The 17151-nt window shown below is 54.4% G+C and carries 16 protein-coding genes and 1 pseudogene; 8 read left to right on the top strand and 9 right to left on the bottom strand.

Translation table 11 applies throughout. The features are described 5' to 3' along the window. Window positions 1-48: 48 nt before the first annotated feature. From LMED105_RS12820 to LMED105_RS12790, 7 genes are all read right to left on the bottom strand, one after another. Window positions 49-1026 (bottom strand): MBL fold metallo-hydrolase, encoded by a 978-nt coding sequence (locus LMED105_RS12820; protein ID WP_008252023.1) that lies wholly within the window; start codon window positions 1024-1026, stop codon window positions 49-51. Between the two features lie 23 nt (window positions 1027-1049). Beyond that, window positions 1050-1523 (bottom strand): BLUF domain-containing protein, encoded by a 474-nt coding sequence (locus LMED105_RS16475; RefSeq protein WP_008252022.1) that lies wholly within the window; start codon window positions 1521-1523, stop codon window positions 1050-1052. Between the two features lie 72 nt (window positions 1524-1595). Then, window positions 1596-2249 (bottom strand): PIN domain-containing protein, encoded by a 654-nt coding sequence (locus LMED105_RS12810; RefSeq protein WP_008252021.1) that lies wholly within the window; start codon window positions 2247-2249, stop codon window positions 1596-1598. A gap of 15 nt (window positions 2250-2264) precedes the next feature. After that, window positions 2265-2492: a sulfurtransferase TusA family protein gene (locus LMED105_RS12805; RefSeq protein WP_008252019.1), complete on the bottom strand. Its 228-nt coding sequence runs from the start codon at window positions 2490-2492 to the stop codon at window positions 2265-2267. 36 nt (window positions 2493-2528) lie between these two features. Beyond that, window positions 2529-3041: an NUDIX domain-containing protein gene (locus tag LMED105_RS12800; protein ID WP_156799696.1), complete on the bottom strand. Its 513-nt coding sequence runs from the start codon at window positions 3039-3041 to the stop codon at window positions 2529-2531. 30 nt (window positions 3042-3071) lie between these two features. After that, window positions 3072-5708: an alanine--tRNA ligase gene (gene alaS, locus LMED105_RS12795; RefSeq protein ID WP_008252015.1), complete on the bottom strand. Its 2637-nt coding sequence runs from the start codon at window positions 5706-5708 to the stop codon at window positions 3072-3074. A gap of 54 nt (window positions 5709-5762) precedes the next feature. After that, the gene (locus tag LMED105_RS12790) at window positions 5763-6476 is read right to left on the bottom strand and encodes a glycerophosphodiester phosphodiesterase family protein (protein ID WP_008252014.1); all 714 of its coding nucleotides are present in this window, start codon (window positions 6474-6476) and stop codon (window positions 5763-5765) included. A gap of 157 nt (window positions 6477-6633) precedes the next feature. Between LMED105_RS12790 and doeB2 the strand changes: the two genes are divergently transcribed. The 5 genes from doeB2 to LMED105_RS12765 are packed head-to-tail and all read left to right on the top strand — an operon-like array spanning window position 6634 to window position 12065. Next, window positions 6634-7818 carry a N(2)-acetyl-L-2,4-diaminobutanoate deacetylase DoeB2 gene (doeB2, locus tag LMED105_RS12785; RefSeq protein ID WP_008252012.1) on the top strand — a complete coding sequence of 395 codons (1185 nt, stop codon included), beginning with the start codon at window positions 6634-6636 and terminating at the stop codon, window positions 7816-7818. A gap of 5 nt (window positions 7819-7823) precedes the next feature. Then, window positions 7824-9101, top strand: coding sequence for an aspartate aminotransferase family protein (locus LMED105_RS12780; protein WP_198006857.1), 1278 nt, complete (start codon window positions 7824-7826; stop codon window positions 9099-9101). Then, window positions 9098-10354: an ectoine hydrolase gene (doeA, locus tag LMED105_RS12775; protein ID WP_008252008.1), complete on the top strand. Its 1257-nt coding sequence runs from the start codon at window positions 9098-9100 to the stop codon at window positions 10352-10354. Before LMED105_RS12780 ends, doeA begins: the two co-directional genes overlap by 4 nt. Next, window positions 10351-11724 (top strand): NAD-dependent succinate-semialdehyde dehydrogenase, encoded by a 1374-nt coding sequence (locus LMED105_RS12770; RefSeq protein WP_008252006.1) that lies wholly within the window; start codon window positions 10351-10353, stop codon window positions 11722-11724. The genes doeA and LMED105_RS12770 overlap by 4 nt, the downstream gene beginning before the upstream one ends. A 23-nt stretch (window positions 11725-11747) precedes the next feature. Next, window positions 11748-12065, top strand: a complete 318-nt coding sequence (locus LMED105_RS12765) for an EthD family reductase (protein WP_008252004.1) — start codon at window positions 11748-11750, stop codon at window positions 12063-12065. On the opposite strand, the gene LMED105_RS12760 is transcribed toward LMED105_RS12765, so the two are convergent. Continuing rightward, window positions 12062-12517 (bottom strand): YaiI/YqxD family protein, encoded by a 456-nt coding sequence (locus LMED105_RS12760; RefSeq protein WP_008252002.1) that lies wholly within the window; start codon window positions 12515-12517, stop codon window positions 12062-12064. The two genes, LMED105_RS12765 and LMED105_RS12760, sit on opposite strands and share 4 nt — an antisense overlap. A 132-nt stretch (window positions 12518-12649) precedes the next feature. Here LMED105_RS12760 and LMED105_RS12755 point away from each other — a divergent pair, with 132 nt between their 5' ends. The 3 genes and pseudogenes from LMED105_RS12755 (at window position 12650) to LMED105_RS12745 (ending at window position 15452) form a co-directional block, all read left to right on the top strand. Continuing rightward, on the top strand, window positions 12650-13513 hold the full coding sequence (locus tag LMED105_RS12755) for an NAD(P)-dependent oxidoreductase (protein ID WP_008252000.1): 864 nt from the start codon (window positions 12650-12652) through the stop codon (window positions 13511-13513). A 15-nt stretch (window positions 13514-13528) separates the two neighbouring features. Continuing rightward, on the top strand, window positions 13529-14470 hold the full coding sequence (locus tag LMED105_RS12750; protein WP_008251998.1) for a DMT family transporter: 942 nt from the start codon (window positions 13529-13531) through the stop codon (window positions 14468-14470). Further along, window positions 14467-15452, top strand: a pseudogene (locus LMED105_RS12745) (quinone oxidoreductase). Before LMED105_RS12750 ends, LMED105_RS12745 begins: the two are co-directional and overlap by 4 nt. A 550-nt stretch (window positions 15453-16002) precedes the next feature. Here the strand turns inward: LMED105_RS12745 and LMED105_RS12740 are convergent. Beyond that, window positions 16003-17079, bottom strand: coding sequence for an HD-GYP domain-containing protein (locus LMED105_RS12740; protein ID WP_008251993.1), 1077 nt, complete (start codon window positions 17077-17079; stop codon window positions 16003-16005). Between the last annotated feature and the right edge of the window lie 72 nt (window positions 17080-17151).

The following is a 17151-nucleotide window of genomic DNA, read 5'->3' as shown; positions in this document are numbered from 1 at the left end:
CCGGTTATTTATCCCGGTGCTCTTTTTTTATCAACCATCGCAGGGCAATCAGCAACCCGCAGCGCACTTGCCTTTGCCATCAAAGCTCATGGTTTTGCCGCTCAACGGCACATACACGGGTACTTTGCTGGCTTTCATGAACTGCTCGGTTTTAGTGCCTGCAATCACCTTGCCATTCAGCGTGGCCACCTCATTGGCATGGCTGGCAATCACAGCCTTGGGCTCGACCAGTTCGTTCACTACATAAGCCGCTTCGCGTGGGCCAGTGGTAAAGGTGTCACCAATGTTCATCACGGCCAATTGTGGCTTGTAGTATTCACCCACCACTTCTTTTTGCTCGCCAGTAATACCCGTGTCGCCACTCAGGTACACGGTCAGGCCATTGCTGAATTTCACCACATAGCCTGTGGGTGGACCAGCGTATGCCGTAATACCTGACTCTTTCAGCATTTCACCCAAACGCTGCCCTACAAAATCGCCAGCAATGCCGTTGCTGTGTGCAGCCGGCACGGTGGTAATGCCCACGCCATTGATGGTTTGCATGGCACCGAAACGCACGAGGATAGAATTTTTCTCATCACCACCGGCCTGTTTCAGCTTGGCTGCAAAGAAAGAAGGCATTTCGCTGCCAGTCACAATTTTTGCGCCTGTTTTGACCGCAATGTTCACGCTGTTGGAGTTGGGCAAGGCACTGGCGGAAATGTCGGGCTTGTCACAGCTACCCGCATTGGGCGCGGGGTTGTGCCGGTCGCCAAGGTGGTCACCGTGCATGTGGCTGACCAAGACCACATCAATTTTTCCCAAACGGGGATCTTCTGCACCCGCCACTGTGCGGCCAGCGTCGTACAAAATCCGGGTGCCATTGGGATCTTCGAAAATCATGGCGCGGTCAAAGCGGCAAAACTCGCCTTCTTGACCACCCAAAGGGGTGATTTTGACCAAACCTTGGGCTGGAGCTTGAGCCTGAACGGCGAGAGGAAATACACATACAAGGGGAATTGCGCGAAGAAGGGAACGAATTGTCATACTGCGACCTGCTTGAATCTTGGTTAATACACGTCAAACACTTTGCTCAGCAAACCCATTTCACCTGCTTTCTCGAGCTCGGCTTTGACTTTGGCATATTCGTAGATTAAATCGGCTGCACCGAGCCCGAGTGATTTCCAAGGTCGATACAAACGATGATCCAGCAGTGTATACGCGATGGACTCGCCACTCAACACCGATTGTGGCTTGGTGCCCAAACCCACCATCGACCATTTTTCGAACATCGCCGCGTTGCTGACCTCGGAAACCAGCAACCGAATATCAGAGTGTCGGGAGTCTTTCACTATTTTTTTGTAGATTGAGGCCACCGCCTCTTTGGGCCCTTCAAGGCACTGCATGAACTCCACGCCGTTGCACAGCAGCAAACCTTCAACACCCAATGTTCGGTTGTTTCGGGATGCTTGCTCACACAATTGCTCAAAGGCCAGGCGGTCAAAGCCCGGCACTTGAACCGATGTGTAAATAAGTCGCAGCATACAATTCCCAAAACGTGTGTTAGACAATCATATGACGCCTGTGGCTTAATCTAACTAACCAGAACGGGGTAGTCAATTTGGACGGGAGCACACCTTGGCTGTCTTGTGCATTCGGTTTCTTCCCAAGAACTGGATCCAGTCCTCGTGGTTTTGCGGCAAAGGACTCGCCTTGCTTTGATAAAGCGTGGGGTTCTGGCTGGGCTGTTCGGCCAGCCCGGCCTGCATCAGCTGCACACTTTGTTCCAGACAAGTCTGTATGTCTGTTTTGGTTTTCAGCAACTCGACACAAAGCTCATCGGGGCACATGCGCACCAAACCAAGCTTTAACAGCGGCTTTCTCGGGAAGTCTTTCAAGTTCCAGGTGAGCAGGCCCACGGCTTGCTGCACCTGATGGCGCAATGCCAAGGCTGACGCCGCCACGTGCCGGTCTTTTTCATCCACCTGCCGGACATCGGCCAAATAGGGCTCATGGTTTTGAGGCAACAAGACCGCATTCAAACGCTGGGGCAGACCAGCACGTTCGACACTTGCATCATCCGGGTGCAAGCGCCCAAGGCGCACCAAGTTGCGGTAACACTCATTTTCAATATGGGGGGTGAAGTAAAGGGTGGCGCCGTGTTGTCGAGCCAGTGCCACCATTAACCAGCGGGTCCATTCAGAAAACAGCACATTGGCATCCAGAAGCCAGTGCTTGGGCACCTCGGGCTTGCCGAGAACAACACTCACGAGGTGCGGGCCAGTTCAGCGGCGCTTCATGTAAAAGACAAATGAGCCCGACTGATCAGCCTGCTCCACCAGTTCATTGCCGGTTTGTTTGGCAAACATGGCGAAATCACGCACAGAGCCTGGGTCTGTGGAAGTGACTTTCAGCACTTGGCCACTTTGCATTTCAGCCAATGCTTTTTTGGTTCTCAGAATTGGCAGTGGGCAATTCAATCCGCTTGCGTCCACTTCTCGGTCAAAATTCATGTCTCTATGCTCCTTGGTACCGCTTGTGTAATGTAACTATTTTAATTCAATCCAGTTGACAGGCAGCTGACGGGCGCTCAACCAGTCGGCCATGGCCAAGCCGGTGCCCATGCGCCAAGGGCGCAACTCCGAAGGTTCTACCAACTTGTAATCGGCCAGTTCTTCAGACAGACTAACTTGCCCCACCGCTTTGATGTGATAACAAATGATCACTTCATTTTTCATGGGGAAAGGGTACACACCAATCAGGCTGCTTTCGACTGCATCCAGATTGGTTTCTTCCTTCAACTCGCGAATGGCCCCTTGCTCCGGTGTTTCATTGCGCTCCAGAAAACCAGTAATCAGCGCATAAAAATGCGCCGGCCAAGCCACATTCCGGGCCAGCAACACCTTGCCTTCGTACTCAACCAGTGCAGCTACAACGGGCACGGGGTTACCCCACTGCGTGAAGCCGCAGGCGCCGCAAGCCATTCGGGACTGACCCGAATGTTGCAGTTCGTGCAGCTTGGTGGCGCACATGGGACAGTACTGATAAACGGCTTTGCTCATGGTGCGCTTTGTTGACCCTTTATTTGCTACTTATTTGCCTTTGACCCAGTCGACAACACTGGCCAATGCTGCGTCCAGATTTTCGGGCTGGGTACCGCCAGCTTGGGCCATGTCGGGTCGACCACCGCCTTTGCCACCCACCTGCTGGGCCACAAAGTTCACCAAATCGCCCGCCTTCACTTTGGCTGTGGCATCTTTGCTCACCGATGCAATCAAACTGACCTTGCCTTCCAGCACAGTGGCCAACACCAAGGCTGCATTGCCCAGCTTGTCGCGCAGTTTGTCGGCCGCTTCTCGCAACTGTTTGACATCCGCGCCTTCCAGTTTGGCAGCCAGCACTTTCACACCGTCGATGTCTACAGCCTGACCGGCCAGGTCGTCGCCCTGGCTGGCAGCCAGCTTGCTTTTCAGTCGATCCAGTTCTTTTTCCAGGTTTTTCACCTGATCCATGATTTGGCCGATTTTTGCTGTGGCCTCGGTCGCGGGCACACGCAAGCTTTGGGCGATCGCTTCGACCTGGGCTTGCGCCTTTTGCGCAAATTCCATGGCGCCCAAACCGGTGGTGGCTTCTACACGGCGAATGCCTGCGGCCACACCGCTTTCACTGGTAATTTTGAACAGGCCAATGTCGCCTGTGCGCTGCACATGGGTGCCGCCACACAGTTCACGAGAGCTGCCGATGTCGAGAACGCGCACTGTGTCGCCGTACTTTTCGCCAAACAACATCATGGCGCCCGCGCTCTTCGCGCTCTCAATGTCCATGATGCGGGCCTGCGTTTCCGCGTTGGCCAAAATTTCTTCGTTCACAATGCGCTCAACCTGGGCAATTTGTTCGGGCGTCATGGCACTGTGGTGGGCGAAGTCGAAACGGGTTTTTTCTGCATCCACCAGTGAGCCTTTCTGGCTCACGTGATCACCCAACACTTCACGCAAAGCCTTGTGCATCAAGTGCGTGGCACTGTGGTTCCGAATGGTGCGGTTGCGCTGGTATTGGTCAACCTGTGCACCCACTGCATCGCCCACTTTCAATTCGCCAGTGACCAATTCACCATGGTGACCAAACACATTGGCTTGAATTTTTTGCGTATCCAGCACCCGGAATAAATTCAGGCAAGCTGAGCCATTTGAAATTTCACCTTGGTCGCCCACCTGGCCACCACTTTCGGCATAGAAAGGGGTTTGGTCCAACACCACAACACCTTGCTGCCCGGCTGCAATGCTGTTGACCGATGTGCCGTTCACATAAATGGCGGTGATGGTGGCGTTGGCCACTTCAAGTGCGTCGTAGCCCTTGAATTCAGTAACCACTCCGCTGTAAGCGAGGTCGGCGTCCATCTTGAACTTGCCAGCGGCGCGGGCCTGCTGCTTCTGCTTGTTCATGGCTTCGTCAAACGCAGCCTCGTCCACGCTCATTTCGCGTTCACGGCATACATCGGCGGTCAGGTCCAGCGGAAAGCCGTAGGTGTCGTGCAATTTAAATGCAGTTTCACCATCGAGCATGCCACCCTTGGGCAAGGCACCCAACGCAGAATCCAGAATGGCCATGCCGTTTTCAATGGTCTCGAAGAATCGTTCCTCTTCGGCTTTCAGAATGCTTTGCACCTGCGCAGCAGCCTTGGCCAGCTCAGGGTAGGCCTCGCCCATTTCGCTGACCAGGTCGCCCACCAATGCGTTGAAAAATGGTTTGCGGCAGCCCAGTTTGTAACCATGGCGAATGGCGCGGCGAATAATTCGGCGCAACACATAGCCACGGCCTTCGTTGCCAGGAATGACGCCATCTACTACCAGGAATGAACAGGCGCGGATGTGGTCAGCAATTACACGAAGGGAATTGTTGGTCAATTCAACGGCATTGCCTTGGGCAGTCACTTCTCGGGCTGCCGCTTTAATCAAGGTTTGAAACAGGTCAATTTCATAATTGCTGTGCACGTGTTGCAACACTGCGGCAATGCGCTCCAGGCCCATGCCTGTGTCCACGCAGGGCTTGGGCAGAGGGTGAAGTACGCCATCTGCAGTGCGGTCAAATTGCATGAACACCAGGTTCCACACTTCAATGTAGCGGTCGCCGTCTTCCTGCTCGCTTCCGGGTGGGCCACCCCACACTTCCGGACCGTGATCGTAAAAAATTTCAGTACAAGGGCCGCAGGGACCAGTGTCGGCCATTTGCCAAAAGTTATCGGATGCATAACGCGCACCCTTGTTGTCACCAATTCGGATAATGCGCTCGGCGGGCACGCCCACCTGCTTGTTCCAGATGTTGTAGGCCTCGTCATCTTCTTGATAAACGGTCACATACAGGCGCTCGGGCGGCAGTTTGTAAACTGTGGTCAGCAATTCCCAAGCGTACTGAATGGCGTTTTCCTTGAAGTAATCGCCGAAGCTGAAGTTACCCAGCATTTCGAAGAATGTGTGGTGGCGCGCCGTGTAGCCCACGTTTTCAAGGTCGTTGTGCTTGCCGCCTGCGCGAACAGAGCGTTGGCTTGAAGTAGCGCGGGTGTAGGCGCGTTTGTCTTTGCCGGTGAACACGTCTTTGAACTGCACCATGCCGCTGTTGGTGAACAACAGGGTGGGGTCATTGCCCGGCACCAGGCTGCTGGAAGCCACCTTGGTGTGGCCCTTGCTGGCAAAGAAATCAAGAAACTTTTCGCGAATATCAGCGACTTTCATGTTGGGGCTACCTTCCTGAATAAAGCGGCATGCGGTTTTTGGTTTAACCCTCGATTATAAGGTCATTCGATCGGTAAAAAGCCCTTTGATACCCAAGGCTTGCAGCGTTTTCGCCTGTTCCGCGTCGTTCACCGTGTAAACCCGAACCACCCGCCCAGTGGTGTGTATGCGGCGCAATGCCACAGGCTCGGCCCCGCTCCAGTGCAAATGAATGGCACTGGCTTGCAGCGCGTCGGCGTGCAACACCCAATTGTCGGGCAGTTGCTCGTACAACAAGGCAAGGTCGTAACCTTGTAGTGGCAACAGGCTTGCATGATAGAAACTGGAGAACACCCAGTGCTTGCGAATATGCTGCTTTTGATCAAGTGACAATTCTTCAACTGTGGCCTTCACAGCCTGCCCCAAGGCAATGGCATTGGATGGGCTGGTGGCTTTCAGTTCCACGTTGGCGCGCATGTTGTGCTTCAGACAATAAGCGATGGTCTGAGCCAGGCTAGGTATGGGTTCGCCTTGCACGGCGTAATGACGCAGGTCGCGCACGCGCAGGCTATCAAAGCGGGTCAGCGGATCGGTAGCTGCCATGGCTGGGTCGAGCGACCGTGCACAACGCCCCATTACCCAGTCGTGGTGAATCATGGGAACGCTGTCGGAGGTCAACATCACGTCAAACTCCACGGCATTGAAACCCGAATTTAGTGCAATTTCAAAACCTTTGATGGTGTTTTCAAGACTGTCTTTTCCACTGCCGCGATGCGCCCACAATTCCATTTTTATTGATCCTGATATTGATCAGCCCTGACCTAGACTAAGCTTGGTCAAAGCAAAATTATTTACTTTTTAAAGGGTTATCCCGGAACTTCAGCGGTTTTAATGCACTCCCTTCTGGTGTTAAGGTAAAAGAATAGTCCATTTAACAGGGAGGGCAATGTCTGCGTTCTGGCAAAACACGATTAGCCAAGCGATACGATTACGGCAAGAGTTACACAGCGAGCCTGAATTAAGCTGGCATGAAACACGCACCGCTCAAAAAATAAGAACAACGCTCAGCGAACTCAATATCGACTGGTCCCCTTGCGCGGGCACCGGCACTTTGGCGCGCCTGAATACTTCACCAAGATCATACAGCGCCCCACACATTGCCTTGCGTGGGGACATTGATGCTTTACCCATTCAGGAACAAACCGGCAAAGCCTGGGCTTCCCGGCAAATGGGTTGCATGCACGCCTGCGGGCATGATGGCCACACAGCCACCTTGCTGGCCACAGCTCAATATTTGAAAAGTGTTGAACACACCTTGCCCGGGCCAGTCACCCTGATATTCCAACCCGCCGAAGAGGGTGGGCACGGCGCATTGCGCATGATTGAGAATGGCGCACTACAAGGCGTTGACGAAATTTATGGCTGGCACAATTGGCCTGCCATTCCCCAGGGGCAGCTGGTTTGCCCTGACGGAATTGTGATGTGTGGCAACGGTACGTTTGAAATTACCGTGACGGGCCAAGGCGGCCACGCCAGCCAACCGGAACTGTGCCGCGACCCCATACTGGCAGGCAGCGCCATGGTGCAAGCCTTGCAACAGGTGATTGCGCGCAGGCTTGCCCCCCAACAAGCAGCTGTGCTCAGTGTGACTTCATTTGACGCACCCAGCGGGCCCACAGTCATTCCCCGCCAAGCAGTACTGGGTGGAAGCATTCGCGTGCCCAACAATGCCACCCGCGAACAAATCAACAGCTTGATTACTGAAATTGTAGAACATACCGCACAGGCCTACGGCGTTGAAGCCAAAGTCACCATTGAACCCCGCTACAACGCCACCATCAACCACGCTAACCAGGCAGGAAATTTAAGGGCAGCCTGGTGTGCGGTGATGGGCGACACCGCCTTTGATACCCACACGCCGGTGCCAATCATGGCTTCGGAAGACTTCAGTTACTACCTGCAAGAAATTCCAGGCGCTTTTGCCCTGGTAGGCGCTGGAAAACAGGGGGAGCAGTCCTTCCCCTGCCACAGCCCTTTTTATGACTTCAACGACGCCTTGATTGAACCGGTCGCCCGGCTTTACGCGCGTCTGGCAGGCGCCCCCGACCCAACACACAACAACAAGGAGTGATGTGAATGAATATGCAAACTTTTGAGCGACGAGAAAGCGATGTTCGCGGTTACAGCCGCACCTATCCCGTGGTGTTTGACAAAGCATTGAATGCCCGACAAACGGACGAAAACGGCAAAGAGTACATCGATTTTTTTGCAGGTGCCGGTGTGCTGAACTTTGGGCACAACAACCAGCGCATGCAAAAAGCAGTGGTGGATTACATTCAGTCCAATGGCGTTACCCACAGCCTTGACATGGCTACCGTGGCCAAGCGCGCCTTTATCGAAAAGTTTGAAGAAGTGGTGCTCAAACCCCGCAACATGCAGCACAAAATGCAGTTCATGGGGCCGACTGGCACCAACTCGGTTGAGGCGGCTTTAAAAATTGCGCGCCGCGTAACCGGTCGACAACAAATTGTGTCGTTCTCGCATGGCTTTCACGGCATGACACTGGGTTCACTGGCCTGCACGGCCAACGCCTATTTCAGGGGTGCTGCCGGGGTGCCTTTACAACACGTCACCCATCAGGCTTTTGGCTGCGAAACCCTATGCAAAGGCTGCACCCTGGGTTGTGGTGATGAAAGCATTCAACGCATGCGCGCGCTGTATGCCGACACATCCAGCGGCGTGGCAGCACCTGCAGCGTTTTTGATTGAAACCATTCAAGCCGAAGGCGGCGTGAAAGTGGCCAGCGCCAAATGGCTGCAAGACCTGCAAACCTTGGCCAAGGAAATTGGCGCACTGCTGATCATCGACGACATTCAGGTGGGCTGTGGCCGTACCGGCACCTACTTCAGCTTTGATGACATGGGCCTTGACCCCGACATTGTGTGCCTGGCCAAAGGCGTGGGCGGCTGGGGCACCCCCATGGCGTTGAATTTGGTGAAACCAGAAATTGACAAGCACTGGTCGCCGGGTGAACACACTGGCACCTTCCGCGGGCAAAACCTGTCGTTCGTGGCGGGGCGTGAAGCACTGTCTTACTTCGAAAACGATGAACTGATGGCTGAGGTCAAACGCAAGGCCAAGGTGATGCACGCTGCCATGCACAGCGTAGTGCAACGCCACCCTCAACTTGAGCTGACCGGCAAAGGCATGATTCTGGGATTGAACGTGGGCAGCACCGAGGCTTCGAAAGCCATTGTGAACCAGTGTTTCGAGAACGGCCTGATGATTGCAAGCTGCGGCACTGGCGGCAGGGTCATCAAGCTGATTCCGCCCCTGACCATTCCCGATCAAGATCTGGAACAAGGCCTGAACACCTTGATCAAGGCGGTTAACCACGTGATGGAGGCCGCATGAAAAAACGAGATGACATGACCTTTCCTTTCGAGGAATACGAGCGACGCATTGCCGAATTGCGCACGCGCATTGCCCAGCGCAGGCTGGATGCGGTGGTCATTACCGACCCCGAGAACATCATGTACCTGACCGACTATCAAACAACCGGGTATTCGTTTTTTCAAGCCTTGGTGGTGCCGCTTGAAGATGAACCGTTCATGATCACGCGTGCGCTGGAAGAATCGAATGTGTTTGCGCGCACGTGGGTAGAGCAATCACGCCCCTACCCCGACACTGGCGATGCCATTCAAATGTTGCTAGATGCCCTGCGTGAATTCAGGCTGGATGACAAGCGGATTGGTTACGAACGCAACAGCTATTTTTTCCCGGCCTATCAACAAGATTTCGTGCACACCCGCTTGAGCAAAGGCAAACTGCTGGATTGTTTCGGCATTGTCGAACAAGGCCGCTTGCGCAAATCGCCAGTTGAAATTGAACTGATGAGAAAGGCCGCCCTGGCCACCGAAGCAGGCATGAAAGCGGGTCTTGAAGCCTGCGTACCCGGGGCCACTGAAAACGACATTGGTGCTGCCATTTCATCTGCAATGTTCAAGGCTGGCGGTGAACCACCCGCAGTAATGCCGTATGTCACCAGCGGGCCGCGGACCATGATAGGTCATGCCACCTGGGAAGGCCGGGTGGTGAAACCCGGGGAACATGTGTTTCTTGAGGTGGGTGGATGCTACAGGCGATACCACACCGCCATGATGCGCACAGCCGTACTGGGCGAACTAAGCGACTCGATGTACAAAGCACAGGAAACCATGAAGCATGCGCTGGATGCCGTGCACGAGTATTTCCAACCGGGCATGACGGTGTCGGATGCAGACAACCTGATTCGCAACATCATCACCCACAACGATGTGGGCGCACGGCTGATCACCCGCTCCGGTTATTCAATTGGCATTGCATTCCCACCCAGCTGGGATGAAGGCTACATCATGAGTTTGAAGCAGGGCGAATCGTCCATCCTTGAAGAGGGCATGACCTTTCACATCATTCCGTGGATGTGGGGCGTGGATGGCGACAAAACCTGCGGCATCTCCGACACCATCATCATCACGAAAAACGGTTGCGAATCATTCTTCTCACTCGACCGAGATTTCACCATCAAGCCTGAGAAAAACGTGCACACACTCAGCGCGGTGAACTCCACACCCGGGAAGAAAAAAGCTGCAACAGAAACCAACACGCAGGAGGACCAGGCTGTATGACCACTGCCATGCTTATTTCGACCAACCCCTTGACCGGTGAACAAATCAACGAACACCTTGCACTGCAAGGTGAGCAAATCAGCGCGCAAATTGGAATTGCGGCCGCTGCTTTTCCTGCGTGGTCTGAGAAATCATTTGCCGAACGCGGCAAAGTGCTTCATGCCGTGGCTGCCCAATTGCGCAAACACAAAAGCAGGCTGGCTGAACTGATGGCACTTGAAATGGGCAAACCCGTGAAGGAAGGTGGCCCTGAAGTTGAAAAGGCCGCCACCTGTTGCGAATATTATGCCGAGCACGCCAGCAAGCACCTGGCCGATGAATGGATTGCATCGGATGCTTCCGAAAGTTATGTGAAGTACCAGCCACTGGGCACCTTGCTGGGCATCTTGCCCTGGAATGCACCGACCTGGCTGGCCTTTCGCTACCTGGCCCCGGCACTGATGGCCGGCAACACCTGCGTGATGAAGCACGACCCGAATGTGCCAGCCACGGCACAGGCTTTGGCTGACTTGTTCAAGGAGGCCGGCGCACCCGCGGGTGTGGTGGTGAATTTGCCACTGCGCACAGAACATGTGGAACAGGCCATTCGAGACCCCAGGATCATGGCTGTCAGCTTCACCGGTTCCAGCGCAGCAGGCAGGAAAGTAGCAGCCACCGCCGCCTCGGAATTGAAACCTGCAGTGCTTGAACTGGGCGGTTCTGACCCCTGCATTGTGCTGGCCGATGCCGACCTGGAACGCGCTGCCGACGTGGTGGTGTTGTCCCGCATCATCAACGCGGGCCAAAGTTGCATTGCCGCCAAACGCATTTTGATTGAAGCCAGGGTGTACGAAGAATTTACAACCTTGTTGAAAGTACGACTGGCCAAATTGAAACTGGGCGATCCGCTGGATAGCGCCACCGACATTGGCCCAATTGCCCGCAAAGACCTGCGCGACAACTTGCACCGACAAGTGCAACAAACCATTTCGGAAGGTGCAAAGTGCCTGCTAGGCGGAGAACTGCCCGACACCCCCGGCTACCACTACCCCACCACCCTGCTGGCCGATGTCAAACCCGGCATGTGCGCATTTGAGGAAGAAACCTTTGGACCGGTCATGGCCGTGATGAAAATAGAAAATATTGATGAAGCACTGGCAGTGGCCAACAACACAAACTACGGTTTGGGCTCTAGTATATGGACAGCCAGCACCAGCAAAGCCATGCGCGCAGTCCATGAACTGCAGGCCGGGCAGGTTGCGGTGAATGGCATTGTAAAAACCGACCCCCGATTGCCCAGTGGTGGCATCAAGCAGTCGGGTTACGGCCGCGAGCTTGGGCCACACGGCATTCGCGAGTTTGTTAACGCCAAGCAGGTCTGGATTAAATAGAGGCAGTCGAGGAGACAACAAAAATGATCAAAGTCAGTGTGATGTACCCCAATGCGCAAGGCGTCAGCTTTGACCATGACTACTACAAAACCACACACATGCCACTGGTGAAAAGCAAAATGGGCAATGCCCTGCACCACTACACCGTTGACAAAGGCCTGGCTGGTGGCGCAGGCGATGCACCCGCGTTTGTGGCCATGGGGCATTTGCTGGTGGATTCAGTCGAGGCATTTCAGGCGGCTTTCGGCCCGCATGCGAAAGAAATTATGGCAGACATTCCCAACTACACCAATGCCAGCCCGGTGATCGTGATCAGTGAAGTGACTGTCGAAAAAGGCTAAACAGCCTTGGGAAACTTCGCGATAATTCGGTCGAACTGACTCGCGAAAGTTTTTCGGTCCGCCTGGCTGTAGGCGGGCGGGCCGCCTGTATCGATCCCACTGGCCCGCATGGTGTCCATGAAATCGCGCATGGTGTGCAGGGCTTTGATATTCTCTGCCGTAAACATCTCTCCGCGCGGGCTTAGCACCTGCGCTCCCTTGTCCACCAATTGCGCAGCCAGTGGAATGTCGCTGGTAATCACCAAATTTCCCGCCTCAACACGCCGCACAATTTCATCATCCGCCTCGTCAAAACCACGTGGTACTTGCAACAGCTTGATGAACTTCGAGGGTGGCGTGCGAATGTACTGATTGGCCACCAAAGTGGTTTCAATGCCGGTTCGATCGGCCGCACGAAAAATGATTTCCTTCACCGCAACGGGGCAAGCGTCGGCATCGACCCAGATTTTCATAGTTTAACCACGCAAAAATGCAACAAGCCCCGATCCTATCAAATCGCAAAACCTAGGGATGATCCGAAGCGCAATACCCGTTCTATTCCGATACAGTTCAATCAAGAACTAAAACTTTTTCAGGTGGTTAATATGGGTTTCAAAGTTGCTTTTCTGGGTTTGGGCGTTATGGGATACCCCATGGCAGGTCATTTGGTGAAAGCCGGCCATGAAGTCACGGTGTACAACCGCAGCTCGGCCAAAGCGGAAAAGTGGGTGGCCCAACACGGCGGCAAAATGGCAAGCACGCCCGAACAGGCGGCCACTGGCCAGGACTTCGTATTCGCCTGTGTGGGCAACGACGACGATTTGCGCCAAATTTGCACTGGAATCAATGGTGCATTCCATGGCATGAAGCCAGGCGCAGTGTTCATTGATCACACCACCGCCAGCGCGAAAATTGCGCGCGAACTGTTCGAGCATGCCAAAGATGCGGGCTTTGGTTTTATTGACGCGCCAGTGTCAGGCGGCCAAGCGGGTGCCGAAAACGGACAACTGACTGTGATGTGTGGCGGAACTCACGCAGACTTTGAACAGTCGAAAGATGTGATTGCCGCATTTGCCAAGGCGGTGACCTTGATGGGTGAATCGGGCAGCGGTCAGTTGACAAAAATGGTCAACCAGGTGTGTATCGCAGGTCTGCTGCAGGGTTTGTCAGAGGCATTGAAGTTTGGCATGAACGCCGGGCTGGATGTCAGCAAAGCGCTTGAAGTGATTGGCAAAGGCGCCGCACAAAGCTGGCAGATGGACAACCGTGGCAAAACCATGGTGGAGGGCAAATTCGATTTCGGTTTCGCAGTGGACTGGATGCGCAAAGACCTGAGCCTTGTGCTGGAAGAAGCACGCCGCAATGGTTCTCAGCTTCCAGTGACCGCTTTGGTTGACCAGTTCTATGCCGAAGTACAAGGCATGGGCGGCCAGCGCTGGGACACGTCGAGCCTGATCAAACGTTTGTAAAAGCGCGCGCAAGCCTTGAGCCGAACGCGCGCTTTACTGGAACGATCACCCACGGCTTGGGGCGTGGGTTTGGCGCTCTTGGGCGCCATCTTTTTTTCTGGCAAAGCCATTGTGGTGAAGCTGGCTTATGCCTACCCGGTTGACGCCTCGACCCTGCTGGCCATGCGCATGTTGTTGTCGCTGCCCCTGTTTCTGGGCGCACTCATATTCACCGTACTGCGAGAAAAAAATGCGGTGAAAATGACAGCCAAAGACTATGGCTTGATTGCGGTGGCGGGTTTACTGGGCTATTACCTGGCCAGCCTGTTTGACTTCATGGGCTTGCAATACATCACCGCCGGGCTTGAACGGCTGATCCTGTTCACGTATCCATCGATCGTGCTGTTGATTGCCTGCATCATCAAGCACCAGTGGCCCCAACCCTGGCAGCTAATGTGCATGGCACTTAGCTATGTGGGGCTGGCCGTGGTGTATGGCCATGAAACCGTGCTGGTCGGCGACAACACTGCCTTGGGCGTGGTGCTGGTTTTTGTGTCTGCCATTTGCTATGCCAGTTACCTGATTGTGGGCGAAAGGTTGCTCAAGCGACTGGGCACCATACGCGTTACCGCCATGGCCACCCTGATTTCGGCGGCAGCCATATTGATACAAATTAATATTCAGCAGCCTTTGAGCATCATTGTTGAACAGCCATTGCCCGTGTGGGGCTGGTCTTTGGTGAATGCGGTATTTTGCACCTTTGTACCAGTATTCGCCGTGATGACTGCCATCAGTTTGATCGGCGCACCGCGCGTGTCGCAACTGGGCATGATTGGCCCCATCGCCACGATTGCGTTGGGCACATGGATATTAGAAGAACCATTTACCGTTTGGCATGCTGCTGGAACTGCACTTGTAATTGCAGGTGTGGCCCTGCTGAGCATGAAAAAAGAAGCAAAAGAAGGAGCTATAACATGAGTACTACCCCCGCAAAAATTGTTCGCTTTTACAACCCCGGTGCACCCGATGTGTTGAAAATGGAAGACATCGAAGTCGGCCCGCCCAAAGCCGGTGAAGTACAGGTTGAACACAAAGCCATTGGCCTGAATTACATTGAAGTGTATTGGCGAACTGGTGTTTACCCCCAACCACTGCCCTGCTGCCCGGGCAGTGAAGCGCTGGCGTTGTGCGGGCTGTGGGAGAAGGCGTAACAGACTTCAAAGTGGGCGATCGCGTGGCTTATGGTTCAGGACCGGTGGGCTCCTACTCCACCGTGCGGAATATGCCGGCACACCCGCTGGTGAAAATTCCGGACAGCATCGATTTTGAAACAGCCGCCGCGATGATGCTGAAAGGCTTCACCGCGCAATACCTGCTGCGCCGCGTGTACAAGGTGCAGGCAGGCGACACCATTTTGTTTCACGCTGCAGCCGGTGGCGTAGGCACCATCGCCACGCAATGGGCAAAATCGCTGGGTGTGCGGGTGATTGGTACTGTATCAACACGAGAAAAAGCAGAGTTGGCCAAAGCCAATGGTTGCGCCGAAGTAATCATTACAAGCGAAGAAAATATTGTAGAGCGCGTTAAGGAATTGACCGATGGGAAAGGTGTTCCCGTGGTTTATGACAGCGTGGGCAAAGCCACTTTTGTCGACTCTCTGAATTGCCTGAAACCGCGTGGCATGATGGTCAGCTTTGGCAATGCCAGCGGTAAGGTTGACCCGGTTCCATTGCAGTGGCTGGCCGAGCGTGGCTCATTGGTGCTGACCCGCCCAACCGTGGCATCGTTTACAGTAGACAAGGCTGAAATGCTGGAAAGTGCGGCTGAAATGTTTGGCGTGGTGGCCAGTGGTGCTGTGAAAATTCAAATCAACCAGCGGTTTGCGCTGGCCGATGTGGTGAAAGCGCACACCGAACTTGAAGGACGACGCACCACAGGTTGCACCGTGCTGATTCCTTGATCGGATCTCTCTTTCTTGCTTGACTGCCGGTTAACTGCCCGATCGACTTGGGTTCCGATCTCTCGCCAGAAAACCTGTATTTCCCTTTTTGATATTCACCCTGACTCACCTCGCTCGGCAAAAGGGCGGGCCGAGTCTCGGTGCCGGCCCACGGCCGACCGTGGCGGGTGAATTCAAACGGGCAGGTTTTCTTGAAGGCGAGGCGATCGAAACACCGCCGCCGATTGGGCGATGAAACCAGCCGTGAGTCGCGAGCTCGTGGCGAAGCGCTGTGCGGGAGAGCTGGAGCAGATGGGCGCACTCTGCGGATTTGAGCCAACTCGGCAGTGGGATTGCTTGGGACGCACTTCAAGAAAACCGCCCCGTTTGAGTGGATTCGCAGTGGTCGGCTTCATGCCGACACCGAGACTCGGCCGTCTGTTTTGCCGAGCGAGGTGAGCAAGAATCCATTCAACAAGGGATCAAGCGGTTTTCAGTGCGACACAAGGAACCCATGCCGAGTGAGCAACAAACAGCAGCGGCGCATCTTCAAGGTCAGATCACAAATCACCTAAAGCGCCACATGCCCGGTCTGCTGCGCAGGCTGCAGTGACGTATCTTTGGTTGAAGACGCAGTCCGTGAATTGGCAGTTTTCACGGTATAAAGTTTCAGCTGAACACCATGCTGCTGCTCAGCCTCCCGCACCCGACCAATGAAATGGCGCGACACCACCTGCCCCTTGGACAACCACATAAACCCGTCCGGCCCCTCAAAATCACGAGCCAACACCAACCCCTCGTAAAGATCTTCACCATGCAAAATCTTCTCATTGGCCTTCTCGGCCGCTTTCAGTTTTACAAGGGCAGTGGGTAACACCGCAATCACCTTGGGGTCGTAACGCTTGCCAGCAGCACCCACCAAAAATGTCTGGGCTTGCAACTCATCAAAAGCCTTGGACGCCAGCCAGCCTTGTTGCAACTCATCGTAATCTTCGGCAACCGCCAGAATTCGCGCTCCCAGTGGAATGCCCTCACCCTCCAGCCCGTCGGGAAAGCCCTGCCCATCATAGCGCTCATGGTGGTGTCGAATAATTTCGGACACATGCACCATTTCCGACAAACCATGAAAGGCGGCCTGAGCCTTCATCGGGTGTTTCATCAAGGCCACGCGTGCATCGCCCTTCAACTCCACCACAGGCTTGAACAAGGTGTCGTCACTCAAACCCAACTTGCCAATGTCGTGTAACAGCGAAGCCACATAAATATCCTGCAAAGCAGAGTCGCTGGCAGGAAGTTCTTTGGCAATCAAACGCGCCAATTCAGCGACTCGCAAGCCATGGGCAGCCAGTTGTGGCGAACGCAACTCCATCAAATTGGAAAACGACTTCACTGCTGCCAGGTACTGCATGCGCATCTCGCGCTGAATTTGCTCCAACATGAGTTGCATTTGGTGGGTTTCGGCACGCTGAGACTCCAGCTGTTGATTCAAAGTCGAATTTGCTCCCTGCAAACTTTCAACTTCTTTGCTCAACTTGTCAGCATTGCCTTGCAACTCTGCCAACTGGCGCTCTAGTTCCTTGATCAACTGTTTGTCATCGGCGGCTTGTTCAACTGGCATGATGCTGGTTCCCTCGCGAATGCGGCGCATTCTCCTCGAATGGGTTAACGGCAGGATTTTCGGGAAACTGAAACCGTTTCCCCCTCTAAATGGGGGGTAACC

Source organism: Limnobacter sp. MED105, assembly GCF_000170915.1.
GTDB lineage: Bacteria > Pseudomonadota > Gammaproteobacteria > Burkholderiales > Burkholderiaceae_B > Limnobacter.
This window is presented reverse-complemented; position numbering and strand designations above follow the sequence as displayed.

Bases quoted from the DNA above. Each gene is read 5' to 3' on its own strand.
- LMED105_RS12820 (WP_008252023.1), bottom strand. From the start codon at position 1,026: ATGACAATTCGTTCCCTTCTTCGCGCAATTCCCCTTGTATGTGTATTT.
- LMED105_RS16475 (WP_008252022.1), bottom strand. From the start codon at position 1,523: ATGCTGCGACTTATTTACACATCGGTTCAAGTGCCGGGCTTTGACCGC.
- LMED105_RS12805 (WP_008252019.1), bottom strand. From the start codon at position 2,492: ATGAATTTTGACCGAGAAGTGGACGCAAGCGGATTGAATTGCCCACTG.
- LMED105_RS12800 (WP_156799696.1), bottom strand. From the start codon at position 3,041: ATGAGCAAAGCCGTTTATCAGTACTGTCCCATGTGCGCCACCAAGCTG.
- alaS (WP_008252015.1), bottom strand. From the start codon at position 5,708: ATGAAAGTCGCTGATATTCGCGAAAAGTTTCTTGATTTCTTTGCCAGC.
- LMED105_RS12790 (WP_008252014.1), bottom strand. From the start codon at position 6,476: ATGGAATTGTGGGCGCATCGCGGCAGTGGAAAAGACAGTCTTGAAAAC.
- doeB2 (WP_008252012.1), top strand. From the start codon at position 6,634: ATGTCTGCGTTCTGGCAAAACACGATTAGCCAAGCGATACGATTACGG.
- LMED105_RS12780 (WP_198006857.1), top strand. From the start codon at position 7,824: ATGAATATGCAAACTTTTGAGCGACGAGAAAGCGATGTTCGCGGTTAC.
- doeA (WP_008252008.1), top strand. From the start codon at position 9,098: ATGAAAAAACGAGATGACATGACCTTTCCTTTCGAGGAATACGAGCGA.
- LMED105_RS12770 (WP_008252006.1), top strand. From the start codon at position 10,351: ATGACCACTGCCATGCTTATTTCGACCAACCCCTTGACCGGTGAACAA.
- LMED105_RS12765 (WP_008252004.1), top strand. From the start codon at position 11,748: ATGATCAAAGTCAGTGTGATGTACCCCAATGCGCAAGGCGTCAGCTTT.
- LMED105_RS12760 (WP_008252002.1), bottom strand. From the start codon at position 12,517: ATGAAAATCTGGGTCGATGCCGACGCTTGCCCCGTTGCGGTGAAGGAA.
- LMED105_RS12755 (WP_008252000.1), top strand. From the start codon at position 12,650: ATGGGTTTCAAAGTTGCTTTTCTGGGTTTGGGCGTTATGGGATACCCC.
- LMED105_RS12740 (WP_008251993.1), bottom strand. From the start codon at position 17,079: ATGCGCCGCATTCGCGAGGGAACCAGCATCATGCCAGTTGAACAAGCC.